This is a genomic window from Shewanella psychrotolerans (assembly GCF_019457595.1).
Lineage (GTDB): Bacteria > Pseudomonadota > Gammaproteobacteria > Enterobacterales > Shewanellaceae > Shewanella > Shewanella psychrotolerans.
Genome location: NZ_CP080419.1, coordinates 1425055 through 1450279, shown reverse-complemented (window position 1 = coordinate 1450279; position 25225 = coordinate 1425055). Strand labels below are relative to the sequence as shown.

General features: G+C 44.7%; 22 protein-coding genes. 9 read left to right on the top strand and 13 right to left on the bottom strand.

Features of this window, described 5'->3' with window-relative positions; all coding sequences use genetic code 11:
- Nucleotides 1-2: 2 nt before the first annotated feature.
- The 3 genes from K0I62_RS06475 to K0I62_RS06465 form a co-directional block, all read right to left on the bottom strand.
- Nucleotides 3-623: an NAD(P)H-dependent oxidoreductase gene (locus K0I62_RS06475; protein WP_220070667.1), complete on the bottom strand. Its 621-nt coding sequence runs from the start codon at nt 621-623 to the stop codon at nt 3-5.
- 263 nt (nt 624-886) lie between these two features.
- Nucleotides 887-1837 carry a homoserine O-acetyltransferase MetA gene (metA, locus tag K0I62_RS06470; protein ID WP_220070666.1) on the bottom strand — a complete coding sequence of 317 codons (951 nt, stop codon included), beginning with the start codon at nt 1835-1837 and terminating at the stop codon, nt 887-889.
- 90 nt (nt 1838-1927) lie between these two features.
- Entirely contained in the window at nt 1928-2329 is a 402-nt protein-coding gene (locus K0I62_RS06465; RefSeq protein ID WP_220070665.1) for a YbaY family lipoprotein, read from the bottom strand.
- A 118-nt stretch (nt 2330-2447) separates the two neighbouring features.
- Here K0I62_RS06465 and K0I62_RS06460 point away from each other — a divergent pair, with 118 nt between their 5' ends.
- On the top strand, nt 2448-3218 hold the full coding sequence (locus K0I62_RS06460; protein ID WP_220070664.1) for an SDR family NAD(P)-dependent oxidoreductase: 771 nt from the start codon (nt 2448-2450) through the stop codon (nt 3216-3218).
- Between the two features lie 70 nt (nt 3219-3288).
- On the opposite strand, the gene ompW is transcribed toward K0I62_RS06460, so the two are convergent.
- The 4 genes from ompW to K0I62_RS06440 all read right to left on the bottom strand — a co-directional run bounded on the left by ompW (nt 3289) and on the right by K0I62_RS06440 (nt 7333).
- Nucleotides 3289-3951: an outer membrane protein OmpW gene (gene ompW, locus K0I62_RS06455; protein WP_220070663.1), complete on the bottom strand. Its 663-nt coding sequence runs from the start codon at nt 3949-3951 to the stop codon at nt 3289-3291.
- Between the two features lie 1019 nt (nt 3952-4970).
- A complete protein-coding gene (locus tag K0I62_RS06450; protein WP_220070662.1) occupies nt 4971-5369 on the bottom strand; it encodes a YbaY family lipoprotein in 399 nt (132 codons plus the stop codon).
- A gap of 23 nt (nt 5370-5392) precedes the next feature.
- On the bottom strand, nt 5393-6256 hold the full coding sequence (gene tesB, locus K0I62_RS06445; RefSeq protein ID WP_220070661.1) for an acyl-CoA thioesterase II: 864 nt from the start codon (nt 6254-6256) through the stop codon (nt 5393-5395).
- A 159-nt stretch (nt 6257-6415) separates the two neighbouring features.
- On the bottom strand, nt 6416-7333 hold the full coding sequence (locus K0I62_RS06440) for an SDR family NAD(P)-dependent oxidoreductase (RefSeq protein ID WP_220070660.1): 918 nt from the start codon (nt 7331-7333) through the stop codon (nt 6416-6418).
- A 421-nt stretch (nt 7334-7754) separates the two neighbouring features.
- Between K0I62_RS06440 and K0I62_RS06435 the strand changes: the two genes are divergently transcribed.
- Nucleotides 7755-8630: a 1,4-dihydroxy-2-naphthoate polyprenyltransferase gene (locus K0I62_RS06435; protein WP_220070659.1), complete on the top strand. Its 876-nt coding sequence runs from the start codon at nt 7755-7757 to the stop codon at nt 8628-8630.
- Nucleotides 8631-8746: 116 nt separating this feature from the next.
- Here the strand turns inward: K0I62_RS06435 and K0I62_RS06430 are convergent, their stop codons facing one another.
- Nucleotides 8747-9295, bottom strand: a complete 549-nt coding sequence (locus tag K0I62_RS06430; RefSeq protein WP_220070658.1) for an aldolase/citrate lyase/malate synthase family protein — start codon at nt 9293-9295, stop codon at nt 8747-8749.
- A gap of 179 nt (nt 9296-9474) precedes the next feature.
- On the opposite strand from K0I62_RS06430, the gene K0I62_RS06425 reads away from it, so the two are divergent.
- Nucleotides 9475-11007, top strand: a complete 1533-nt coding sequence (locus tag K0I62_RS06425) for a DUF3612 domain-containing protein (RefSeq protein ID WP_220070657.1) — start codon at nt 9475-9477, stop codon at nt 11005-11007.
- Between the two features lie 67 nt (nt 11008-11074).
- Here K0I62_RS06425 and gnd read toward each other — a convergent pair whose 3' ends face one another.
- Together gnd and K0I62_RS06415 are read right to left on the bottom strand one after the other, a co-directional pair.
- Entirely contained in the window at nt 11075-12616 is a 1542-nt protein-coding gene (gene gnd, locus K0I62_RS06420; RefSeq protein WP_220070656.1) for an NADP-dependent phosphogluconate dehydrogenase, read from the bottom strand.
- A 219-nt stretch (nt 12617-12835) separates the two neighbouring features.
- A complete protein-coding gene (locus tag K0I62_RS06415; RefSeq protein ID WP_220070655.1) occupies nt 12836-13390 on the bottom strand; it encodes a MarR family winged helix-turn-helix transcriptional regulator in 555 nt (184 codons plus the stop codon).
- A 140-nt stretch (nt 13391-13530) separates the two neighbouring features.
- On the opposite strand from K0I62_RS06415, the gene K0I62_RS06410 reads away from it, so the two are divergent.
- Nucleotides 13531-14529 (top strand): NADP-dependent oxidoreductase, encoded by a 999-nt coding sequence (locus K0I62_RS06410; RefSeq protein ID WP_220070654.1) that lies wholly within the window; start codon nt 13531-13533, stop codon nt 14527-14529.
- 72 nt (nt 14530-14601) lie between these two features.
- Here K0I62_RS06410 and K0I62_RS06405 read toward each other — a convergent pair whose 3' ends face one another.
- Nucleotides 14602-14793, bottom strand: coding sequence for a DUF3185 family protein (locus tag K0I62_RS06405; protein WP_220070653.1), 192 nt, complete (start codon nt 14791-14793; stop codon nt 14602-14604).
- Nucleotides 14794-15489: 696 nt separating this feature from the next.
- Here K0I62_RS06405 and K0I62_RS06400 point away from each other — a divergent pair.
- Entirely contained in the window at nt 15490-17118 is a 1629-nt protein-coding gene (locus tag K0I62_RS06400) for a HAMP domain-containing methyl-accepting chemotaxis protein (protein ID WP_220070652.1), read from the top strand.
- 382 nt (nt 17119-17500) lie between these two features.
- Here K0I62_RS06400 and K0I62_RS06395 read toward each other — a convergent pair whose 3' ends face one another.
- Complete coding sequence (locus tag K0I62_RS06395; RefSeq protein WP_258405095.1) at nt 17501-18448, bottom strand: aldo/keto reductase; 948 nt, start codon at nt 18446-18448, stop codon at nt 17501-17503.
- Nucleotides 18449-18581: 133 nt separating this feature from the next.
- Here K0I62_RS06395 and K0I62_RS06390 point away from each other — a divergent pair, with 133 nt between their 5' ends.
- A complete protein-coding gene (locus K0I62_RS06390; RefSeq protein ID WP_220070650.1) occupies nt 18582-19460 on the top strand; it encodes a LysR family transcriptional regulator in 879 nt (292 codons plus the stop codon).
- 113 nt (nt 19461-19573) lie between these two features.
- On the opposite strand, the gene K0I62_RS06385 is transcribed toward K0I62_RS06390, so the two are convergent.
- Entirely contained in the window at nt 19574-21478 is a 1905-nt protein-coding gene (locus K0I62_RS06385) for a propionyl-CoA synthetase (RefSeq protein ID WP_220070649.1), read from the bottom strand.
- Nucleotides 21479-21812: 334 nt separating this feature from the next.
- On the opposite strand from K0I62_RS06385, the gene K0I62_RS06380 reads away from it, so the two are divergent.
- The 3 genes from K0I62_RS06380 (at nt 21813) to K0I62_RS06370 (ending at nt 25196) form a co-directional block, all read left to right on the top strand.
- Nucleotides 21813-22211, top strand: coding sequence for a MerR family transcriptional regulator (locus K0I62_RS06380; protein WP_220070648.1), 399 nt, complete (start codon nt 21813-21815; stop codon nt 22209-22211).
- 114 nt (nt 22212-22325) lie between these two features.
- A complete protein-coding gene (locus K0I62_RS06375; RefSeq protein WP_220070647.1) occupies nt 22326-23495 on the top strand; it encodes an isovaleryl-CoA dehydrogenase in 1170 nt (389 codons plus the stop codon).
- Between the two features lie 93 nt (nt 23496-23588).
- On the top strand, nt 23589-25196 hold the full coding sequence (locus K0I62_RS06370; protein WP_220070646.1) for a carboxyl transferase domain-containing protein: 1608 nt from the start codon (nt 23589-23591) through the stop codon (nt 25194-25196).
- Nucleotides 25197-25225 lie beyond the last annotated feature (29 nt).

Genomic DNA, 25225 nt, shown 5'->3' with positions numbered 1-25225 from the left:
CGCTATTCTCCCCTGATGATGCTATCTAGCTGGTCGTTTAATTTATCGAGTTTGGCGGCTTTACGTAGATCGAGACGATCTTCGATTAATGCTTTAAGTAATCGTTGCCAATGATTGATATAGAGTGACATTCGGTTATCTTCTATTGCCGTTCTGGCACCAAATAAGGCTAACGGCGGTAGATAACGCATTCCTGTAAGGCTGGCAGTCTGTTCTAACGGCGCGAGTAACTGTCTAATTGTAAAATGATTATATCCTTGGCTCTTATACGCATCCTCTTTGCCACCCGCGGTAAGAGCACACAAAAACAGTTTACTTTTGAGCGCGATACCATCGGTACCATAAGCAAAGCCATATTCAAGCACTAAATCTTGCCACTCTTTTAAAATCGCTGGAGTGGAATACCAATAGAGAGGAAATTGAAAAATGATAATGTCGTGGTCGATTAGCCGTTGTTGTTCACGCTCAATATTGATATCAAACCGAGGGTATTCACCATAAAGATCGACAGCGGTGACCCCTTCAATCGATTTTGCGGCCTCAAACAGCGGCATATTAACTTCTGAGCGATGCTGAGAGGGGTGAGCGAGTAACAAAAGTATGCGTTTACGGATAGTTGACATGAGCGTCCAATCTCGACGAGAAGGCTGACGAAAGGATAATACCAAAATCGCGCTAGTGTATTGACAAAATAACGGTGAAACCAGAGTAATTCAAGCTAAAGCCAGGGAAATATTGATGTTTCTAACTTAATATTTTTCCACATTAACGTTTTAAATTTCCGTCCAATGACACGATTAAATTGAGGAGCCCTAAGGATAACAAGCGTCACCCTAAGGCAGCGCTTGTTATCACCTGAAAAATACAACAAAACGCGAAACTGCCCCTAACGCTTTAAACTATTTTCCCAAGGCGTCATGGCGCTCATATCTTCGAGGTTATAAGGGGTTAACTGATAAACATAGTAGTTCAACCAATTACTGACCAATAGACTACCATGGCTATGCCAGCGCGCGACCGGCTCTTGATTAGGATCATCATTACGGAAATAATTAAGTGGCACATCTGGGTTAAGCCCTTCGCCTAAATCCCGTAGATATTCGTCCTTTAACGTCGCTTTTTGATATTCCGGGTGGCCCATAACAAACAAGTTTCGGTTACTGCGACTGAGCACCATGTATGCACCGGCCTCTTCAGATTCGGTCAATACTTGCAACTCTGGATGCGCTTTTAATTCGTTGATATCCATTTCGGCAAAACGGGAATGAGGTGCAAAGAATTCCTCATCGAAGCCACGCAACAAGGGGAAATAATGTTTACTACGGTGATGATTAAACACACCTGAACGTTTTTTTTGCAGCAACTTTCGCTGTAAACCATAAAGATGATACAAGGCAGCGTGCGCCGCCCAGCATAAAAACAGTACCGATGTCACATGCTCTTGAGACCAATCGATGATCTCACGAATATGGTCCCAGTAGGTCACATCTTCAAACTCCACTTGCCCAAGTGGTGCGCCTGTAATAATTAAACCATCATAATTTTTATGGCGTACATCATCGAAATCACGATAAAAATTATTCATGTGATCGATTGAAGTGTGTTTTGACTCTTTGTCATGAATACGCAGCAGGTCGACATCGACTTGAAGTGGTGTATTCCCAAGCAATCGAAGTAATTGCGTCTCGGTCTCGATCTTATTGGGCATCAGATTGAGGATCAACACCTTCATAGGTCTGATATCTTGATTCGCCGCCCGAGTTTCAGACATGACGAAAATATTCTCGGATTCTAGGATCTCTGCAGCAGGCAGATTATCAGGAATTTTTACCGGCATACCGCGCCTCTTACAATCTCGTTAAACATACGTCTGACGCATGCTATGACCATAAAGTCGACGCGATAATGGAAGGTATTGAGCGAACCACTACCTGCCGACTCTCTGTACTAATACCGACATAGGAGCTTGCGAACTAATGTCGATGGGATATGACTGAGTACTAATAAACATCAGTTTGTCACCTAAACTAATCTTAGCTCCAACAGCATAGGTGTGTCCTTGCTCAAATTGATCTGCTGGTATTATGAATTGGAACGGTGCAGGTGTTGTCACATTGCTTCGCTCAAGCTCAGCGATAACGACGGCTGGCGCATCCATCAAGGACACATCTTTAACTTGAACCGTTAATATCGCATCACTTGGCAAGGCAATCCGCTCTTTAAACCAAATTTCACCTTGGATCTCAACACTGGCATTTGGGGTTGCACATCCACTTAACACAGTAACAATCGCCCCAACAGATAAAGCAGACGTTAACCAATTGTTCATACTCTGACTCCTTATCATACATAAAGACTTCTAGATGTCCATATGTCTATGTTATAAATCTTGTTCTTAACACGTTATATTCTTATCATAGGACAACCATTTGTTGTCGAATATCCTCATGACTCAAGCAACAGCCATAATTGTGGGCGCAAGTTCACTGCTCAGCCGCGAAATAGCCAAACAACTCTCTGCTCAAGGTGTAGAACTTAGCCTTCTTGTACAAGATCCTGATTCACTCAGCGAATTTGCTCAATCACTACCAAACAAAGCTAAAGTGTACCCGTTACAAATTGACCAACCTCAGGCCATTATTACCACGATAGAATCACTCTGGCAGGAGCTAGATGGCGCTCACTTAGTCATAGTTAACACCGGGCTTAATAGCTATGATCCCAGCCTACCATGGCAGCCTGAAGAAGATATTATTACCGTTAATGTGCAAGGCTTTAGCGCCATATGCAATACGGTATTTAGGCTATTTACCCAGCAAGGCTACGGCCAACTGGCGGCAATTAATTCAATAGCAGGACTTCGTGGTGGCCCCAGTGTGGCATATCATGCATCGAAAGCTTACGCGGCGAACTATTTAGAAGGACTTAGCATGCATGCTCAGCGCCTTAAGCTTCCAATAACCATTACCGATCTGCAGATGGGTTTACTGGATAAAGCCGCAATGCAACAGAGTCGTCTCTGGCTATCACCGCCCCAAGAAGTTGCCCGTCAAGCTATCAAGGCAATGCAGAAGGCAAAGCGCAGAGCCTATATCACCAAGCGCTGGCGGCTCGTCGCCTGGCTAACTAAACTGCTACCGGAATTTATCTACAACACCCGTCACTGGCGCACCAAAGAAGAACGTAAAGCGGCAAAAGCAGCGAAAAAAGCGCAGTAACCTGATACGTTAGAAGTCGATAATAAAAAAGGAGCCATTTGGCTCCTTTTTTATTATCGAAAACTCAGATTTAGAAAGTGTAACCAAAGCTCACCATGTAAACCCATGGGTCGATGTCGGTTTCAATTTTCACTGGAGCATCGCCTAAATTGAATTTAACATCAGTGCTAATTTGTGCGTACCAAACAGAAGCGTTAAACAGCCAATTCTTATTGAATTGATAGTCAAAACCTACTTGCGCAGCCCATCCCCAAGAGTTACTTAGGCTAAGGTCAGTCAATGCTCCATTCAGATCATTAGTGAATTCGTTATCGAAGAAGTTAGTGAAGTTCACACCCGCACCTATATAAGGACGTAACTTAGATTCAGCAGAACCGAAGTAATACTGAGCCACTATAGTTGGTGGAAGATGTTTAGTTTCGGCAATTTTCGTATATCCATTTCCATCATCTAAATTCAACGAAACATCATGGCTAAATGGCGTTGCCGCTAATAGTTCAATACCCCAGTTATCAGTCAGCATGTAACCAAAGTTAAGACCTAGCTGAGTGTTATCATCAACTTTGAACTCACCAAATCCAGCCACATCTTGACTAGATTCATTAGGTGCAACCATCACAGCACCAGCGCGAATAATAAAGTCGCCAGCTTGATGTGCAGAAACTGAAGCGGCAAAACCAGTAGAGAGAAGAGTTGCAGCGATTAGACCTGATACGATATTTTTTTTCATCATTCCACTCCATTAATACAACAGCATATGTCGTTTTTATTATCAAATTCCTTAACATTTGCGCGCATCCTGCCAGAAACAAATCTGCTACATCTTGATCCAAATCAACAATCGCTCACCCTACCTAATTAGTTGTAGCCATAATTGATGCCGATCACAAAAAACAAACAAACATTGACAATACACCTTTTAATTTAGTGACAAACCTCACCTTTTTATCTTGTGTCGGAGCAACAATAATCCGTATTAACAAAAGAATTCGATATTTGCCGCTAGCGTTAAAATTGATACAAAACAACTGACGAAACCACACAATCGATAGGAGAAATAATGAAAGACTTTATGAAAGATAAAAAGGAGCGGTCCTGATGTCGTTAACCTAAATCCCGCATAAGAGAGAAGAAACGTCTATGATCAGGTGCTAAGGTCAACAACGATAAAGCCAAAAACCAATATTACATAACTAAAACAGTGAGTTTTGAGGTGATAACACCTCTTCTACTTATTGTTATACCAATCAGCATAAGAAAGTGATCTACTCTGGGTGTTTTAGCACTTTTGATGCTGTGTTAACGAGTTTGAGCCGAGTTCAACCATGCTCTTCACTCCTTGCAAACAACAAGGTCTTGTATCTTCCCGACATACTTAAGACATTCCCTCCTCTCTAGAGATCAGGTGTTGTGAATGGCTTTAGTGCACGACGATATGGATATAGGAGGTAGACTAACCCATGGAGCGATTACCGAAGATGCTAGAACCGAGGAGCAATGAAGGATTTTGCCTCATCAGCGCTAAACCTTTAGTGCTAAATTGTCACTGAGCGATCATATCTTTATACTCTTTGGTGTTATTACTGCCTAGGGCTAGCTCAGATTATTGACACAAAAAAGGAGCCTAAGCTCCTATTTTTCAATGAAAAACTAATGAGGCCCTACTCAGCTACACTTTTATTCAGCGAGAATAATGAATCAGTATGGAGCTTTAAGTGTCAAGCAAGAATCATTGTCTCAAGCATTGATTAGCTAGCGCGACGTTGCTCTTTTCATCACTACCTCGGTAGTGTACTTGCCATTATTAATAACCGGGAACTTATCGTAGGTCTGGAAAATGACTTTCCCTTGATACTCAATCATGGCAACCACGCCATAATTAACTGACTTATCAATGGCTTCTGCGCCAAAGGTAAATTTAAATGGCACAGGTGCCCGTGCAATATTAAACGATTTTTGGGCAATAATCACACCAGGGGTATCCAGATCGATAACCGCAATAGTAATAGCACTCCCTTGAGGTAGTGCTATCTTCTCTAAATAGCCAGCCGCTCCATTAACGATCACTGGCGGTTCAGGCTCAACGGTGACACAAGCACTAAGAATAAAGAAACAAAACAATGTGATAATGCTATTAACTTTGATACTCATAAATTCAACCTACAACATAGTTATCATCGCTTAGTAAAACGAATTAATCCTTCTTGAGTAGTCGATGCCACCAACTCCCCACTTTGAGTGAAAAACTCTCCTCGTACATACCCTCTTCCCCCACCAGCATTAGGACTATCGATGCTGTATAGCAGCCATTGACTCAAATCCAGCGGACGATGAAACCACATAGCATGATCTATGGTCGCCAAATGCATACCCGGTGTTAAAAACGACACGCCATGAGGCTGAACCGCCGTGACCAAAAAGTTAAAATCAGAAGCATAGGCCAGCAGATACTCATGAACAGAAAGATCATTTGGCACCTCGCCGTTAGCACGGATCCATACATAGCGCTTGGGATCACTATGTAGGGGCGCAACAGGAGTCGATGGATTCACCAAACGCATCTCCAGCGGCGAGTCTGCCATATACCTCTCAAGCACTTTCGCAGGCACTTTATCACGCAAGGTCACAGCCAACTCTTGCTGATTTAACAATCCTTCAGGCCCCGGGACATCAGGCATAACGCTCTGGTGATTAAATCCCTCTTCCTCTGACTGAAACGAGCAGGTCATATAGAATATTGGCCTGCCCTTTTGAATTGCTTTAACTCGTCTGGCACTAAAACTTCCACCGTCACGCATGATCTCAACATCATAGACGATAGGTTGCTTTTCATCTCCCGCACGTAAAAAATAGGAGTGAAAAGAGTGAACCAATCTATCGCTTGGCACCGTTTGAGCGGCAGCGCTTAATGCTTGCCCCATGACTTGGCCACCAAACACATGACCAAAACCTAAGTCCTGACTCTGCCCACGGTATAGCCCGACTTCTATCTGCTCAAGCGAAAGTAGTGATAACAGATTATCTAAAACGTGGCTCATTTCACCCCCCATCAACAACATCGATTTATTGATCGCTAAGCTTACCCTAGAATAGCCACATGTTACTAGGACATGTTGCGCTTTAAAGGCATGTTTATCAGTGAGCTTTTTGAGTAAATATCAATATTACGTTCAGGTAACACACGATCACGATTAAACTTATTCGATAATGATATGGCGCTCTAATGCACTCCTTTTTGCCCAAGCTGTCACTTGGTCTTCTGCACTAGGGTGTTGGCAACAAGGTGCTGCGCGTTCGATCTCTAACCATCGATGCAACAATACCTCTGGCTTACAGTGTTCTTCATCTAGACGAATATGTTGATATTCGGTAAAGCCACCTCGACTGACACTACCAGCCGCAACTAACAGATGTTGCCCTGTAGGGGCATGTTCAGAGCTGAGAAATAACATAGCCGCAGTTACCGAAGAGGTCGTAAACAATGGCTTAACCGAAGGCGCTAGATGATGTTCAGTCATCTGAGTCAACGCATGAGGAGTGATGGTATTGACGCAAATGTTATACTCTTTACCTTCCATAGCAAGGCTATTGGCTAAACCGACTAATGCCATCTTACTGGTACTAAAGCTTGTCTCGTACATATTGCCATATAGTCCACTGGCGGCGCTGCTAATTAATATACGGCCATAGCTCTGCAGTTTCATCAAAGGCCAAATCAACTTAGTTAAATAGAAACAACCATTCACATCAACATCTAACTGATGTTGCCAACGGTCTTTGGTTAACAGATCAAATGGACAAGGATGATGGATACTCGCATTGTGGATCAGAATATCTATCTGTCCCCATTTTTCATGGATGTTATGAACCGCATCAATTAATGCCGTTTCATCACGAACATCGATAGCAAAACTTAACGTGTCTGCCCCCAGTTGATTTAGTGTCTTTACGGTATTGTCTAATTCAGAATAACGGCGATTAGGTTCTTTCGCATCACTGTAACCTGAATCGATAAGCGCAATACGCGCTCCTCGCGCAGCCAAGGCGATGGCGTAGGCTCTTCCTAAGCCGGCTCCTGCTCCTGTGACGACAGCAACCTGTTCATCAAAACGCATCACCTAGATCCCTTTTAAATTCGGCGGTTGACTCGCGTTTACTTTAAGCAAGGCTAATTTAACAAAATCATTAAAAATTAATTAGATAAATTACAGTAAAATGCGAATCCAACCCGACTCACGAAGTACTATAACAGCACATTTGTCACCGATAATCTTTGAAGTTGACAGCAGATTTAGCTATGTTTCAGTGAATAATCGTGCTCGACATCAAACTTTTCACATTTTATTAACAGCCAATAATTGCAATCCCGGCTCAATCACAAAAGAACGCAACCGAAACCCAAAAATAAAACGAAGCAGTTCACAGAATGCTAATACAAGCGCTTCATCGACATTGTGTTTTTTGTTATGCTAACGCACACAATGTAGGCCTATATTGCCTTCCTCCTCTATTTGTTAACAACTACGAACATAGATAATGAATCCTTGGATCTTAGCTTCACGACCACGCACTCTTCCAGCGGCTATTGGCCCACTATTGGTCGGTAATACACTGGCACTTCATCTTGAACAGTTCAGCTGGCTTATTGCATGCACATCAATGCTTTGTGCAATTCTACTGCAAATTGCAGTAAACCTAGCCAATGATTACTTCGACTTTAAGAGTGGCATCGATACCCAAGAGCGTATCGGTCCAGTGCGAGTGACCCAGAGTGGGCTATTGGCACCAGAAAAAGTCCGTAATGCGATGATTATCTGCCTCATACTAGCGCTAAGTGTGGGTTCATTACTGATTTATCATGGTGGATGGCCTATCGCTATTTTAGCTGCAGCGTCAATATTGGGCGCGCTCGGTTATAGCGGTGGCCCGTATCCACTCGCCTCCCATGGCTTAGGCGAAGTAGCAGCCTTTATCTTCTTTGGCTTAGTTGCCGTAGTCGGTAGTTATTACTTACAGGCCAACGACACCAGTACAGCGGCTTGGCTATTAGGAAGTGCTATAGGCCTATTTAATGCTGCGGTTATGTTAGTCAATAACACTCGTGATATTCCGACTGACATTAAAGCAGGAAAATTTACCCTCGCGGTACGAATTGGCGAAGGCCAATCTCGTGTGCTTTATCAAGCGTTAGTGTATCTGCCTTTTGCCTTGATCATTGGTGGTTTTTTAATGGGGCTATTGCCAGGACTGCCAGTCTTACTGGGTGGACTATCGTTGATTTTAGCCAGAAAATTAAATAGCGAATTTAGCCAGAATTCAGGTGAAGCGTTAAATCCGTTACTCGGTCAAACGGCTAAACTGACGATTATTTTTAGCACTCTCTTTAGCATAGGCTTAGCCTTTAGCTATTAATGGCAAAGTACAAACCCGATAAATGAATTAGGCCTGTGTAATCACAGGCCTTTTACTACGCTTGTTTTACAGCAAAAATTAAGCAATCTTTAATTTCAGCAGTTAGCAATATGCCATCACAAGTCGTATTCGTTACCATCTTTAGAGGTAAATTGCTTATTACCTTTACCCGCTTGACCGCTGATGAGACTGGTCCAACTACACTGAGATGCTGCTTGATTGCTACTAACAATTGTCATCAGAGCAGCTTCAACTTGCACATCGTCAACCCCAGCAAGATCGTGACACCCGTTTTCACCACTTCGATCCAATGAGACCTCAACATGAAAACCGTTGTTTTTTAATACGATTGAACTTGGTTCACACTTATGACCCGTTAAGGCTACAAACTGTCTTGGTTGTGCAAGACCACTCTGGGTGCCATCGGCGAAAAATGCAAGAAGCTGTTTATAATAAATCACATAGCTGCAGACATCTTGATGACTACCATTACTGAGAGGGAAATATTGATCAAGAATTTGCTTGGCGTAAGCCATAGTGTCACAGCGGTGATTATCTTGATTTAATGCGTTGTTTCCATTCGTCAGTGTCATAGGCATTACCTGCTTGATGAAGTTGTAAATACTTTGGTCTAACTGATTAGTTTGTTCTGCTTGAATATTCATAGCTTCATCCTTCCAATAGTGATTTATCGCTAAAACTGGTGTTGACTGACTTGAGTGAAGAACACAGTTAACGGTTTCTCTCTTCACATCGACAATCAGTCCCGATTGCTTAATTTGTAGTCTAGCGCTTTTTTCTTTACAATTTCACAATAGAAATTTCACAATGTGAATTTTACAAAATGAAAACAAATACAAGCTTAATGAGAAAGTCACATTTTCTAGGCACTAAGATTAGAAACCTGAGAAAGCGTAATAACCTAACCATGGAAGATCTGTCTGCTCGCTGTGTGCGGGTAGATGCTGACTCTGCACCATCAGTTTCTTATCTATCTATGATAGAGCGAGGAAAACGAGTCCCCAGTGCAGGTATGCTCGCGGTGATTGCAGCCGTGTTTCAAAAAGAGGTTGATTGGTTTCTCGATGACGCACCAGAAGACCAAGCTATTACGCCAGTCAAAGGCTCTAGAGGCGGTATTAGCGGTATGGCATTAGAGCCAAGCTTTTTGTTTTCAAACGAAATATTACAAATTGCAATTCCTGAAATGTTGTCACAAACAGGCATTAGTGGTCGCCAATTTGCGCACCTTCTCATTCGTGCCCATCAGGAACATCATCAAAATCATTTCCCCGATCTTGAGAGAGCCGCTGAAGAGGTTGGGCTAAAACGGATGCCATTAAACCTTGATGATCTGCTAAGTATCGTCGATAGATTAGGGCTAAAAGTAAAATGGTTTAGCCGCGCCCCTAAAGAGATCCTCATCGAGGCTGGAGCAAGCGAACAGCACATCATCACCTCCTATTTCGAATTACCAAACAAAATTTGCCTTAATAAGCTATTAAAAAGTCACAATAATCGGCTTAAATATGATTTAGCAGTGCATATCGGTCATTGTGTTTTACACAACAAAGATGGATTAAAGAGCATCATGGTCGCGGGTCGTAGCCATGGCACCAGTTTAAGCGAAGACACATTCAATTCGCCGCCATCATCAACCGTTGATGCGCAAGACATTTTGCATGCTTGGCGTGATTTTGAATCAAGCTTTTTCGCTGGCGCATTACTTTGCCCCAAAGTTCCCTTTAGGCAGCTACTCGATCGCCATGGTTATGAAATCGATGTGGCTAAACTTGTCGGTGTGTCCCCTTCTGTCGCTATGCGCCGAATGACCGCAGTGTCCCCCTACAGCCATTGGCATTACTTCGATGCATACTCTCCAGGTAAACTTAAGGCAGTTTATCGTGGTAATGGTATCCCCTTACCTTGGGGCAATATGAGGCAAGTTGAAGATCCCTGTCAGCACTGGGCGGTGTTTAGGATGATCAATGCAGAATCGACAGGTTCATCGGCACAAATCTCAATTTTAGATGTCGCTACCGAGCCCAAAATCTACTGCTGTGAATCTATTCGCGTTAATGATCTCGCTGGGAATCCTCATGTATTGTGTGCCGGTATCGACCTCAACCCCGCCATCGAAGCCCAAGGCGGTGACGCTCAATCCATTGCCCATGAACTGAAAAAAGTCTGCGTTGATAATGGTGGCTCAGCAAACTTACCACTCAGCATTAAAACTGACATCAAGCGAGTAGCAAAAATCCTTAATATTAACTGGGTGGAGCGCGGTATCGACAACGAAGCTAGACTCATTTGCTCGCGCGGCTCTACCTGTCCGCGTAAACCTAGCTGTTACGAAAGCAGCACTTGCGGGGGCTAGCTTTAACAAAAAGACCGTCATCTAATTCAAGATGACGGCCTTTTTCTATTTTTTAACGTTGAAAAACTTAAAGCTTCTCTATCGTGCGCACGCTATGGCTCCAGTTAAGATGATACTTTTCACCCGCGGGGGCATCAACACGCTCAAAAGTATGCGCACCAAAGAAATCTCGCTGACCTTGCAACAGGTTAGCGGGCAAGGTTTCACTGCGATAACTGTCATAATACGCCAGCGCCGAACCGATACAGGGAACGGGGACGCCACTTAGAATGGCTTTAGCGACCGCTTGACGCCAATCTAACTGTTTAGACGACAAAGCGGAACTGAAACTTTCTGCCATGAGTAGATTAACCAGCTCATCCCCATTAGCTCGAGCCTCTTGATAAGCTTTGGTAATAGACTGCAAAAAAGTGGCGCGAATAATACAGCCCGCTCGCCAAATTTTAGCTATCTCAGCAAAATCGAGTTGCCATTTATTTTCAACGGCCGTCATCGCCATAAGTTGGAAACCTTGGGCATAACAAGCCACTTTAGCGCAGTAAAGGGCACTTTCTAGCTGATCGATAAACTCGCAACGCTCCGCATCCGTTAAGGCTGCAACACTTGGGCCTGCGAGTAATTGACTTAGCTGCTTACGCTGGCTCTTTTGGGTACTTACCGCGCGAGCATAAACCGCCTCGGCGATAGTTGGCGCAGGACAGCCAATTTGCAAACTGCTGACAGCAGTCCAAAGACCTGTTCCTTTTTGCCCAGCCTTATCGAGGATCATCTCAACTAATGGCTTGCCCGTAATGGGATCGGCTTGTGACAATACATCAGCACTGATCTCCATTAGATAGCTATTGAGGCTACCTCTATTCCAGCGCTCAAATACCTCGCTAATTTCAGCCGCTGTCATACCGCAGCCATCACTTAACAATTGATACGCTTCGCAAATTAGCTGCATATCGGCATATTCGATACCGTTGTGCACCATTTTGACATAGTGGCCAGCACCAGCAGGACCAATATAAGTGGTACAGGGCTCGCCCTCTTTTACCGAGTGACCAGGCGCTTGACGTTCAATGGGTAAGCCTGTCGTCGGGTCGACTTTAGCCGCGATAGCTTCCCATATCGGCTTAATTCTATCCCAAGCTTTTCGGTCACCGCTTGGCATTAACGATGGACCAAAACGCGCCCCCATCTCTCCGCCCGATACAGCGCAACTAAAAAAGACAAACTGCCCCGCATATTGAGCTTCTCGCGCTACTGTGTCAGTCCAAAGGCTATTACCAGTATCAATAACGATATCGTCAGATTCGATTCCTGCAGCTAACAGCGCACCACACACACCGTCGACAGGTGCGCCAGCTGGCACAGATAACACCAAAATACGCGGTTTAGAGAGACGAGATAACATTTCAGAAAGATTGCTACATCCTTCAATTCGTTGAGATTTACCTGTAAGACGTTCACTTTCCTCCTGCTTTAATAATCCATCTATCTTATGATTATCCAGGTCGAACGCAGCTACTTTATACTCATTATCAGCGATGTTAAGGGCGAGATTTTTCCCCATAACACCTAGGCCTATCACGCCAATATCGAGTAGGTTTGAATGATTTTGCATTAGATTTTCCCCACGGGAGTCTGTACCCATCATTTATTATTTTCACCCTTATTTATCGGCTTGAAAGCGATACAATCGCTTATGCCCAACGGGTATATTTGACAGGGTCGAATAGAGCGCGATTATACAAAACTTGATAAGTTAATGACTAGGAAATATCCCCACAGAACGGGCGCTCAAGCAAAAAGTGTGTTCTGTCATGGCTCGTAAGCGAAACATCTATCGATTAAGATCTATCGTCAGCGTTAAACACAGCTCTCGCAGCTTGTCTAGCTCTTGCTCGGAAACCGTGACCTTTTCAAGTAATTGCTGCCTTAATGCTAGCGCCTGTTGCTTTAAATCCATGCCCGCTTGAGTGACGTTAATAACCTTTTTACGCTCATCGTGTTTGTCGATATTACGCACGACTAATCCTTTAACTTCAAGACGCTTCACTATAGGCGTTAACGTGCCGAGATCTAAACGAGTTAGGCCAGATAAATCTGTCAAACTGGCCCCCTCTTGTAACCAGAGTGCTTGCATCACCAAATATTGTGGATAGGTTAAACCGCACTGCTCTAACAAAGGGCGATAAGCGCGAACCAAAGCGTTCGCCGCGGTATACAAGGCAAAACAGACATTGTCAGACAAACATTGAGTTAATGGCCTCTCAGGCAACTGCGTTATAGAATCCGACTGCTCAGAAGTAAAATCAACGCCATCACGGTTACCACTGCCAGAATACTCAACATCAGCTTTAGTTTCATATTGCTTATCAATCAAAATATTACCCATAAATCAGTCGATTAAGATTTTATACCTAGTTAATCTTCACAAAAACACATTTGCTTTGCGCACAAAGCATTTGCATTACTCAATATTAATAAGTAGAGTCTATCACAATTAGTTAGCGCGCAAAGTAAAAAGAGGTTTTTATGCAAACACAACAAATTACACTTAACTCTCGTCCAGAGGGTATGCCAACAACAGATAACTTTAGCTTAGATAACGCCCTACTCCCACCGCTCAAACAGGGCGAATTCTTGGTAAAAAATCTCTGGATGTCAGTCGACCCATATATGCGTGGCCGCATGATCGATAGAAAAAGCTATGTTAAACCTTTTGTACTAGGTGAAGTACTTGAAGGCGGTGCCATTGGTGAAATCATTGAATCTAACCATAATGATTTTCCTGTGGGCGCTAAAGTCAGCAGCATGAACGGTTGGCGAACTCACTATATCACTGACGGAAGCAATCATACTGTATTACCAGAAACCCCGCTGTGTGAATCACATTTCCTCGGTGTACTCGGCATGCCAGGTATGACGGCTTGGACAGGACTTAATCGTATTGCCGAACTCAAAGCCGGTGAAACCCTTTTTGTATCAGCAGCCTCTGGCGCGGTAGGCAGCGTTGTTTGTCAGCTTGGGCTATTAATGGGAGCAAAAGTAGTCGCCTCTGTAGGGTCAGATGAAAAAGCAGACGCACTAAGAGCGATGGGAATTGAGCAGGTCATCAACTATAAAACCACTGATAGCTTAAGCGCAGCATTATTAGCTGCAGCGCCAGATGGGATCGATGTTTACTTTGAAAATGTCGGCGGCGAACATCTGTTTGCAGCACTAAACAACATGAACGACCATGGCCGCATTGCCGTGTGTGGCATGATCTCTCAATATAATGACACTGCGCCCACACCAGGACCAAGCAACCTTGCTAACATTGTGATGAAAAAACTGAAAATTGAAGGTTTCATCGTAAGTGAGCATTGGCAACACTATGGCGAATTTTCTCAGCAGATGGGAAATTGGTTGGCAAACGGCCAGATAAAAGCTGAACAAACAGTTTATGAAGGTATTGAGCAAGCTCCCGATGCGTTTATCGGTCTATTTGAAGGTAAAAACCGCGGTAAAATGGTGGTAAAACTAGCCTAATCCCATTGATAAAAAAGTTAAATATAGAAAGCCGACTCATTGTCGGTTTTCTTACTTAACAAGATGTAAACGTTATTTTAATTTAAAGATCCCCAGCAGTATACATACACCACCACCGACCATCCCTGCCCATGCTTCAAATGGCGTATCACCGCTGAATGCTCGGCTGATCTGAGAGGTTGCCGCATCATAAATGTTATAACCCCACAAAGCCAAAGCGACTCCCACAACTAAAAACAAGATACCAATATATTTACTCGCCATAATCAATCTTCCACCTTTAATACTAGATAACTAAGTCGACTATACTGATAATCAAGTGCTTGAGCCAATCTATAATTCTGCGAGCATCTTCAGTTTTTCAACTAGTAAAAAATCGGGGGGATTCGATAGCCAATATCATTACTATTAGACAAGGTGACCAGCTACTTCCACTTTAATGGCATCTATAATATCTTTACCTCGTGACGAGTCGATATCTAACTCGCACCAACCATCGGTACTCATAAACTCAACCCTATGATATATGATTACAAAATCAGACTTAGCCGGAGAAAATTGACCGAGCAACCGAAAGATCCCCATCTTCGTATTAATCCGACTAATTGAAAATTTTTTCATAGCTCAGCCTAAATACAATAAACACAGAAACAACATAACACATAGGTTATTAATAAGTTTCTATAAAGCATAAATCGCCACTCGCTTAAACCTAAAAGACTCACGATAAATAGAAAGGCTGTTTTTATTCCCAGCCTCCCAGTTCTGTCGACCTTAATAACGCATCTAAGTAAGAGAGTAACAGGCATACTCCCCTTAGATGCCTACACAAAACTACTCGTAATCAACGCTAAGTTGAAAAAAATGATAAATTATCTACAAAAAGAGCATAAGGGTTATCAAGATACGCGCTATAGTTAATAAGTGTGGTCCTTTAGCAAGCTTTTTATGGAGAAGCGTATGAAGATTAAAGACTTAAGCGTCGTGAAAAAAATATGGCTAAGCTACTTGGTTGTATTCGTAGTATTTGCGGCGGTTGCCCTATTATTAGTATTGAGCCTATCGGCATTAAACCAGAATATCAGAATGCTTACGGAAAAAAGCCTGCCTTCTGTCGCAATATTAAAGGGAATACAAGTCGACATAACCAAGGTACGTAAAGATGAGTTCTCCTTACTCCCTAACAGCGATAACCCTAAAATAGGTGAATGGCTAAAAGACCTAGATAAGTGGCGCCAAGATGTCAAAGACGGTATAACCGCCTATGAATCATTGGATCTCAACCAGCAAGAGATACGCTCATTTAAGGTATTTAAGGATACTTGGAATCAATATATTCAAGAAACCAGCACCTATAACAGCCTGCTCGGTCAAGGTGACGCTGAAAAAGCCAATCAAGTCGTATTGTCGAGTTTTGGTACCTATTCCAAAGCCCTAAGTAGTCTAGATGATACCCTTGGACTCAATGATGAGCTCGTAAAACAAATAGGTATAGACGTTCACGATGAGGCACTATCGACACAATACAGTGCAGGCATTGGCGCTGTGGTGATTATTTTGGTCATCATGCTATCCTCGACACTGCTGTCTCGAGCAATATGTCGTCCCATAGACAGAGCATTGGATTTCGCTGCAAAGATAGCTAAAGGCCACCTAAACAATGCCATCGAAGATGAAGCTCTTACCCAAGATGAGCTTGGTACTCTGCTACGTGAACTCCTTACCATGCAGACTAACCTTCACTCATTGGTATCAGAAATTAATGAGTCGACTTTCCAGCTAACGGCAGCGGTCGAAGAGGTTAGTGCTATCTCAGCACAAAATGCCTCAAGCATGCAAAACCAGCAACTAGAGCTTAGTTCGGTCGCCTCCGCAATGACAGAGATGCAAGCAGCCGTTGGTGAAGTGGCGCAAAATACCGAAGCAGGAGCCACCTCTGCCTATTCGGCTACTGAGGTCGCCAAACAAGGTACGCTTACCCTACAACAGACAATAGCCGTCATTGAGCGGGTCTCGAAAACAATCCTAGAATCAGATGAATTGGCCCAAGAACTCGAAGCAAGTTCAAACAACATCAATATGGTCGTAGATGTGATCCGTGGCATCGCCGAACAAACAAATTTATTGGCACTGAATGCCGCTATTGAAGCAGCACGAGCAGGAGAACAGGGACGAGGCTTTGCCGTGGTCGCTGACGAAGTAAGGTCTTTAGCACAGCGCACCCAAGATTCGACCTCACAGATTGTCGATATCGTTAATCAACTACAGGAAAACAGTAGCAAAATTGGTATCTCTAGCCAAGAATGCCAAAAAGGCATTGCCCAATGTGTTGATCAGGTTAACGAAGCAGGTAGTCAAATCAGTGAAATTGAGCATTCGGTAGAGAATATCGCCCAGATGAGCACCCAAATCGCCACTGCCTGTAGCGAACAAAATGCGGTGTCTGAAGATCTCAATCGCAGCGTTGATCATATCAATAATGTATCGACCGAGATGGCCGAAGGCGCCTCACAAACGGCAATCGCCTGTCACGAGATAAGTAACTTAGCCCATAACCTTAAAGCAAGGATAGAAACCTTTAGATTATAACGCCTCACCAATGCTAAATGGTCTGAATCCCGTGTTTAGTAACAGATAAGATTTTAGAGATGAACTGTTGGAGATAAAGTAAGCCGAGATGAACTCTTCAATTCCTTGTTGTGTTCATCTCAAACCTCTCATTTAGTACATGACGAGTCATATTTACGTGTCAATAACCAGTTTAATGACACGTAAATACAATTAAGTCAGAAACATAATACTTATCAGTATAACAATGTGACCGCTCAGCGAGAGTATGACACATCAGAGACAAGGTGATTGATTACTTATCCTCGCTAACTGCGTCATGCATTACCTTGACTAAAGCAGTGCTTCTGTCGTGCACAAGTCACATGGAGCATATCCACCTTGTTCTATTTATCGGTACCAATCAACGATTACCACGCACCCATGGGCTGACCTCATTGTGGTAAAAGCTCGCTAATTGTTTATGCAGTTCGCTACTTAACGCTTGTTGGTTTGCATAAAGCACGTTTTGCGCAATCTGCTGAGGTTTACTCGCTCCTGTAATAATGGAGGTGATCTGTGGATAGTCGAGCAACCAACGAATTGCCCCTTGGGCAAGAGACATAGATTCAGGCAGTAAGCATTGTAATTGCTCTACCAACATTAGTGCCTTCTCGAGTGGAAGTCCCGCAAACGTTTCACCCACATGAAAAGCCGCGCCGTCACGGTTATAGTAGCGATGATCTTGAGTATCAAATTGACGCTGAGCCGTGACTGCACCGCTAAGTAAGCCACTTGCATAAGGAAGTCGCGCAATAATACCCACATTGTTTTTCGCCGCTAAGTCGAGTACTTCTGTCATTGCTTCTTGGCGAAATATATTAATGATCAGTTGTAAACTGGTGAGGTCTGCATCATCCAAACACAGTTTAGCCTCCAGCATTGACTCGACACTTGCCCCATAATGCTTAATTAAGCCTTGCTGCTTAAACTCTTTTAACCATTGAAAAACTTCCCCCTCTTTTAACACCTCGGTGGGAATACAATGCAGCTGTATTAGGTCGATACTGTCGACATTAAGACGCTGTAGACTGGCCTCAATGCTCTTTCTTACTCCCTGTTTTGTATATTGTGCAGGAAACAGCGATGCATCTCTGCCAACCTTAGTCGCAATGTAAATATCATCATGTTGAGCCGCAAACTTACCAATAAACTTTTCACTAATACCATCGCCATAGACATCGGCAGTATCAAAAAAGCGCACTCCACTTTCATAAGCCTGTTCCAAGATGTTTGTCGCTTGTTGTGCTTCGACAGGACCAAAGTCACCACCAAGTTGCCAACATCCCAGCCCAACTTCAGTTAAGCGCATATCACTTTTTCCAAGCCTTCTACTTTGCATAGCAAATTTCTCATAATGCGGATTGTTCGCTTGAGTTTACTCCCATTGTGTTGTTTGATAATCCACGAGTATTTGAAAACATTGTTCAGGAATTTTAACTAATATGCATTCAGGAATTATGGACTTTGTCGCAGTAGTCGAAGCGGGGAGTTTTACCGCTGCTGCAGAGCAGTTAAAGAGCTCTAAAGCCAGTGTAAGCCAGCGCATAAGCGACCTTGAGTCACACTTAGGAGTGCAACTATTATTTCGTTCGACCCGAAAACTAAGATTAACCGAAGCAGGTGAACACTATTATCAAAGTTGCAAAAGAGGAATTGAACAGTTTGAGCTCGGTGCATTAGCGGCTCAGCAGTTACAACACCATTTAAAAGGTAAGATAACGATTAACTCTGTTGGTGGTATCTTTGCTGAAAACTGGCTCGCTCCTGCAGTACTCGAGTTTCAGCAACAATATCCCAATATTGAGATTAATTTAGATCTATCCTCACAACGAGAAGATCTGTTGGTCAGTCCGTTCGATATTGTGATCCGCATGGGTGAACTACCAGATTCGAGTCTACAAGCCCGAGTACTGACTCATTTAGACAGCCATATCGTCGCCAGCCCCGACTACTTGAGTGCACACAAACCCATTAATCATCCAGAACAACTAAAGGCACATCAATGTTTAGTAGGCAGTGTCGTAAATTGGCAATTTGTCAAAAATAACCGTCGACTTACAGTGCCAGTATCTGGGGCCTTTCGCTGTGCAAATGGCCATATACTCAGACAGGCAGCACTTCGGGGGCTAGGATTAATTCGCAGCCATGATATGTATTTACGCGCAGACATCGCCCAAGGACGATTAACTCCAGTGTTAGCCGACTGGCAAGTACAAGGTCAACCTCTGTGGATGGTATTTCCTCCAGCGCGATTTAGATCCGAGCGAGTCAAAGCCATGGCCGATTGGCTAATTGACTATGCTAAGCGCCACGTTATCTAAATGTTTTTATTCAACGATTTAGAGAATCTATCTAGTCTAATTTTCAACCTTATATTGAAAGGATCGAACAAAAAAGGCCAGCAGGCCCTTTTAAAATAGAGATACATCAAGCCTTATACATGTGCATCGGCGTATCCCATGCGAGTCAAGGCGTTACGCACAAGTTCCAAGGTATATGGATCTTCAATCGTCGCAGGCATATTAAAACTCTGATTGTCGGCAATCTTGCGCATGGTGCCGCGTAAAATCTTACCTGAACGAGTCTTAGGCAACTTAGGAATCGCACTCACCAGCCTAAATGCCGCCACAGGACCTATCTGATCACGCACCAGGGCAATAAGCTCTTTATAAAGCTGCTCGTCAGTTAAGGTACACCCTTTTTTGAGCACCACAAGACCGAGTGGTACCTGTCCCTTGAGCTTGTCATCGACGCCAATCACCGCAGCTTCGGCCACCTCCTCGTGTTGACACAATACCTCTTCAAACCGTCCCGTCGATAGGCGGTGACCCGCAACATTAATGATGTCATCGATACGGCTCATGATGTAAAGATAGCCTTCATCATCCATATAACCTGCATCACCAGTAAGATAGAAACCAGGATACATAGAAAGATAGCTATCTTTATAACGCCCCTCATTTTGCCAAAGGGTCGCTAAGGTGCCCGGTGGCAATGGCAGTTTGATCACCACATTGCCCGTTTGATCGGCTGGCACTTGATCGCCCATCTCATCAACAACTTGCACGTCGTAGCCTGGTACCGCTAACGCTGGAGAGCCCGCCTTAACAGGCACTGGTGCAGTACCCATCATATTGGCCGCGACAGGCCAACCAGTTTCAGTCTGCCACCAATGGTCGATTATCGGTTTGTTTAGCTTCTGTTCGGCCCAATGTAAGGTATCTGGGTCGCATCGTTCACCCGCCAAGAACACGGTTTTTAAACAACTCAGGTCAACGTCTTGCAAGAAGTCGCCATCGGGATCATCACGCTTAATGGCTCGAATCGCTGTCGGTGCAGTAAAGAAACTCTTCACCTGATATTTAGCAATCGTACGCCAGAAAATACCGGGATCGGGCGTCCCCACAGGCTTACCCTCAAATAATAAGGTCGTCGCCCCCACCAGCAAGGGCCCATAAACGATGTAGGAGTGGCCCACCACCCAACCGACATCCGATGCGGCCCAAAAAACATCCCCAGTATTGATGTCGTAGATATTTTTCATCGACCAAGCGAGTGCTACGGCATGGCCGCCATTATCACGCACCACCCCTTTGGGTTGGCCTGTAGTGCCAGAGGTATAAAGCACATACAGGGGATCGGTTGCTTCCACTGTTTGGCAGTCGATATTGGGTGCATCAACCATGGCCGATTGCCAATCTACATCGCGACCTTCCATTAAATCTGCATGCAGTTGATGACGATTAAGGATAAGGCATTGGTCCACTTTGTGGGTCGCTTGGCTCAGTGCATCATCGAGCAAGGGTTTATAGGCCACCACGCCCGAAGGTTCGATACCACAAGATGCAGATAAGATCATTTTAGGCTTGGCATCATTGATACGAGTAGCCAACTCATTGGCAGCAAAACCACCAAATACCACAGAATGAATGGCGCCAATACGAGCACAAGCAAGCATGGCATAGGCCGTTTCAGGCACCATTGGCATATAGATGATCACTCTATCGCCTTTGCTCACCCCTTGACTTGCCATGTAGCCAGCAAGTCGACTCACCTGAGCTTGTAGCTCATGGTAACTAATACCATATTCGGTGTCGGTGATCGGACTGACATACTGAATCGCCACCTGATCACCGCGCCCAGCCTCTACATGCCGATCAACGGCGTTATAGCAAGTATTAAGCTGCGCGCCACTAAACCAGCGATACATGGGCGCATCCGCATCATCGAGCACAGTGTTAAATGGCTTCACCCAATTTATCGCTTGCGCGGCATCCGCCCAAAACTCATTTGGGTTCTCAATAGATTGTTGATGTAACTGCTTATGCACTGCCTTCATATGACCATCTCCAAATAATATATAACCGCGCTAAGTGCAACGGGTCGATACCCAAGGGCGCTTAGCCAGCCACATATCGGCTTCGTTTTCAACTTGTTTGCCAATTGCGCCATACCTTCCATTATGAGGAGCCGAAGATCTTTTCCCATTAGACCTTTGCCTAATCGTCACAAATGACGACTCTCTCGTACTCGTTTCCCTTTTTAATTGGCTGAGAGTCCTGCAATCAAACGCGGTTTTGCACTCAATGATGAGATTTGACCACCTAAAATCTTTACCTTAACGTAAACTTCATATATCGTTCTATCAATGCTAATTGTTAAGGTATTTTTTGATGAGCGACAAACACAGCCCAAAGACAACATATTCAATCAGTGATTTATCAAAAGAGTTTGATATCACCACCCGAAGTATTCGCTTCTATGAAGATCAGGGCCTGCTGAAACCCAAGCGTCGTGGGCAAACTCGCATCTACGGCCTTAAAGACAGGGTTCGTCTAAAACTGATATTACGTGGTAAACGATTAGGTTTCTCTCTCGCCGAAACTCGCCGTTTATTTGAACTGTACGATGCAGACAAAAACAGCAGCACTCAGTTGCATACCATGTTGGAGCTGGTCGATGAAAAGAAAGCGGCCCTACAACAGCAGATGGACGACATCAAGGTGGTATTGATGGAGCTTAACTCTGCCGAGCAGCAATGCCGTGCGGCGTTGGACCTGCAAAGCCAATAAGCACCAACTATGGTAAGCCATACAAAGTTGACATAAGTAAAAAACATTAAAAAAAACAACACCTAAACAATTTACATAAAATAATTATAAAAATCAGACCTGTAGGACATAACAATGACTCAACTCTACTCATCTCTTAATTTTGGTCTCGGTGAAGATGTCGATATGCTGCGTGATGCAGTGCAGAGTTTCGCCGCCAATGAAATTGCTCCTATCGCCGCTAAAGTCGACCAGGAAAATGCCTTCCCTAACGAGCTCTGGCCCGTGCTGGGTGACATGGGTCTATTAGGGGTTACCGTGCCAGAAGAGTACGGTGGCGCCAACATGGGTTACCTCGCACACGTAGTGGCGATGGAAGAGATTTCACGTGCATCTGCCTCTATTGGTCTTAGCTATGGCGCGCACTCTAACCTGTGTGTTAACCAAATTAATCGCAACGGCAACGCCGAGCAGAAGGCTAAATATCTGCCTAAACTGGTGAGCGGCGAGCATATTGGCGCCTTGGCCATGAGTGAGCCTAATGCGGGTTCTGATGTGGTTTCAATGAAACTACACGCACGCAAAGAGGGTGACCGTTATATTCTCAATGGTAACAAGATGTGGATCACTAATGGCCCAGATGCTAACACCTATGTGATCTACGCTAAAACTGACCTAGATAAGGGTCCCCACGGGATCACAGCGTTTATTGTCGAGCGCGGTAGCAAAGGCTTCAGTCAGGCACAGAAACTGGACAAACTCGGCATGCGCGGTTCAAACACCTGTGAATTGGTATTTGAAGATTGTGAAGTCCCAGAAGAAAACATCTTAGGCGGACTCAACAACGGCGTTAAAGTCCTCATGAGCGGCCTAGACTACGAGCGCGTAGTCTTGTCTGGCGGCCCACTTGGGATCATGACGGCCTGTATGGATATCGTGGTGCCCTACATCCACGAGCGTGAGCAGTTTGGTAAATCAATCGGCCAGTTTCAGCTAGTTCAGGGCAAGTTAGCTGACATGTATACCGGCATGAATGCGGCAAAATCTTATATCTATAACGTCGCTAAATCTTGCGACCGTGGTGAGACGACTCGCAAAGACGCCGCTGGCGCGATTCTCTACTCTGCCGAACTCGCTACCAAAATGGCACTCGATGCGATTCAGTTGCTCGGTGGTAACGGCTATGTCAACGAATATGCCACGGGTCGCCTTCTACGTGATGCCAAATTATATGAGATTGGCGCGGGCACTTCAGAAATTCGCCGTATGCTAATTGGCCGCGAGCTATTTAACGAATCTAAATAGTTAATCGCTTATTGATGGCCGAGCGTCGCTCGGCCTTTGATGAGTGTAAATGCCTCATCAGACACCATCAGAGTTTACAAAAGGAACATTGACGTGACGCAACTGAGTAGTCGAATCAATCCCCGAAGCGATGAGTTCAAAACCAAACATCAACAGATGGCCAGTGTAGTGGCCGATCTCAAGCTCAAACTCGCTGAAATTGAACAAGGTGGCGGCGCCGTCGCGATGGAACGTCACCTTGCTCGCGGCAAATTGTCGCCTCGCCAGCGCGTCGAGAAGCTACTCGACTCTGGATCACCGTTTTTAGAGATATCCCAATTTGCCGCCTACGAGGTGTATGACGATGTAGTGCCCGCAGCGGGGATCATCGCGGGTATTGGCCGGGTCAGTGGTGTCGAGTGTATGGTGATCGCCAACGATGCCACGGTTAAAGGCGGCACTTACTATCCTCTTACCGTCAAAAAGCATCTGCGCGCACAAGATATTGCAAAGCGTTGCCACCTGCCCTGTATCTACTTAGTCGATTCGGGTGGCGCCAATCTGCCGCGCCAAGATGAAGTATTCCCCGATCGCGACCATTTCGGGCGGATCTTCTATAACCAAGCACAGATGTCAGCATTAGGCATTCCTCAAATTGCGGTGGTCATGGGATTATGCACCGCAGGTGGCGCTTATGTGCCAGCGATGGCCGATGAGTCAATTATCGTCAAAGAGCAAGGCACCATCTTTTTAGCGGGTCCACCATTAGTTAAGGCAGCAACAGGTGAGGAAGTGTCTGCAGAAGAGCTTGGCGGCGCCGAAGTACACACCAAAATCTCTGGCGTTGCCGATCACTTGGCCCAAAACGATGAGCATGCCCTCGAGCTTGCCCGTAAAGCCGTGACACGCCTCAATCACAACAAGCAAATAGAAAGCCTATTAAGCCCAGCCAAACCACCTAAGTTTGATATTAATGAGCTTTACGGCATTGTCGGCACTGATCTGAAGAAGCCATTCGATGTCAAAGAGGTGATCGCCCGTATCGTCGATGACTCAGATTTCGATGAATTCAAAGCCAACTATGGCGCGACGCTGGTGTGCGGTTTTGCCCGTATTCATGGCTATCCCGTAGGGATCGTGGCCAACAACGGCATCTTATTCTCTGAGTCGGCGCAAAAAGGCGCCCACTTTATTGAACTCTGTTGTCAGCGCAAGATCCCGCTACTGTTCCTGCAAAATATCACTGGCTTTATGGTGGGTAAAAAATACGAGCATGAAGGCATAGCCAAACACGGCGCCAAGATGGTCACTGCGGTCTCTTGTGCCAACGTGCCTAAATTTACCGTGATTATTGGCGGCAGCTACGGCGCAGGTAACTATGGTATGTGCGGTCGAGCCTTTGAACCCACCATGATGTGGATGTGGCCAAATGCGCGCATCTCTGTGATGGGTGGTGAACAAGCCGCCGGCGTATTAGCTACGGTTCGACGCGATGGACTCACTCGTAAAGGCGTTGAGTGGTCAAGCGAGGATGAAGCGGCGTTTCGCGCGCCAATCGTCGAGCAATATGACAAAGAGGGTCACCCTTACCATGCCAGCGCTCGCCTTTGGGATGATGGCATTATCGATCCAGCCCAAACACGCGATGTTGTCGGCTTAGCTTTGTCTGCCGCCCTCAATGCCCCAGTTCAAGAAACCAAGTTTGGTGTGTTCCGCATGTAAGCGGCCATTAACTTCGATTTCTTAACTTA

Bases quoted from the DNA above. Each gene is read 5' to 3' on its own strand.
- K0I62_RS06375 (WP_220070647.1), top strand. From the start codon at position 22,326: ATGACTCAACTCTACTCATCTCTTAATTTTGGTCTCGGTGAAGATGTC.
- K0I62_RS06405 (WP_220070653.1), bottom strand. From the start codon at position 14,793: ATGGCGAGTAAATATATTGGTATCTTGTTTTTAGTTGTGGGAGTCGCT.
- K0I62_RS06430 (WP_220070658.1), bottom strand. From the start codon at position 9,295: ATGAATATTCAAGCAGAACAAACTAATCAGTTAGACCAAAGTATTTAC.
- ompW (WP_220070663.1), bottom strand. From the start codon at position 3,951: ATGATGAAAAAAAATATCGTATCAGGTCTAATCGCTGCAACTCTTCTC.
- K0I62_RS06450 (WP_220070662.1), bottom strand. From the start codon at position 5,369: ATGAGTATCAAAGTTAATAGCATTATCACATTGTTTTGTTTCTTTATT.
- K0I62_RS06475 (WP_220070667.1), bottom strand. From the start codon at position 623: ATGTCAACTATCCGTAAACGCATACTTTTGTTACTCGCTCACCCCTCT.
- K0I62_RS06400 (WP_220070652.1), top strand. From the start codon at position 15,490: ATGAAGATTAAAGACTTAAGCGTCGTGAAAAAAATATGGCTAAGCTAC.
- K0I62_RS06390 (WP_220070650.1), top strand. From the start codon at position 18,582: ATGCATTCAGGAATTATGGACTTTGTCGCAGTAGTCGAAGCGGGGAGT.
- tesB (WP_220070661.1), bottom strand. From the start codon at position 6,256: ATGAGCCACGTTTTAGATAATCTGTTATCACTACTTTCGCTTGAGCAG.
- K0I62_RS06435 (WP_220070659.1), top strand. From the start codon at position 7,755: ATGAATCCTTGGATCTTAGCTTCACGACCACGCACTCTTCCAGCGGCT.
- K0I62_RS06415 (WP_220070655.1), bottom strand. From the start codon at position 13,390: ATGGGTAATATTTTGATTGATAAGCAATATGAAACTAAAGCTGATGTT.
- K0I62_RS06440 (WP_220070660.1), bottom strand. From the start codon at position 7,333: ATGCGTTTTGATGAACAGGTTGCTGTCGTCACAGGAGCAGGAGCCGGC.
- K0I62_RS06465 (WP_220070665.1), bottom strand. From the start codon at position 2,329: ATGAACAATTGGTTAACGTCTGCTTTATCTGTTGGGGCGATTGTTACT.
- K0I62_RS06395 (WP_258405095.1), bottom strand. From the start codon at position 18,448: ATGCGCTTAACTGAAGTTGGGCTGGGATGTTGGCAACTTGGTGGTGAC.
- metA (WP_220070666.1), bottom strand. From the start codon at position 1,837: ATGCCGGTAAAAATTCCTGATAATCTGCCTGCTGCAGAGATCCTAGAA.
- K0I62_RS06410 (WP_220070654.1), top strand. From the start codon at position 13,531: ATGCAAACACAACAAATTACACTTAACTCTCGTCCAGAGGGTATGCCA.
- gnd (WP_220070656.1), bottom strand. From the start codon at position 12,616: ATGCAAAATCATTCAAACCTACTCGATATTGGCGTGATAGGCCTAGGT.
- K0I62_RS06380 (WP_220070648.1), top strand. From the start codon at position 21,813: ATGAGCGACAAACACAGCCCAAAGACAACATATTCAATCAGTGATTTA.
- K0I62_RS06460 (WP_220070664.1), top strand. From the start codon at position 2,448: ATGACTCAAGCAACAGCCATAATTGTGGGCGCAAGTTCACTGCTCAGC.
- K0I62_RS06385 (WP_220070649.1), bottom strand. From the start codon at position 21,478: ATGAAGGCAGTGCATAAGCAGTTACATCAACAATCTATTGAGAACCCA.
- K0I62_RS06425 (WP_220070657.1), top strand. From the start codon at position 9,475: ATGAAAACAAATACAAGCTTAATGAGAAAGTCACATTTTCTAGGCACT.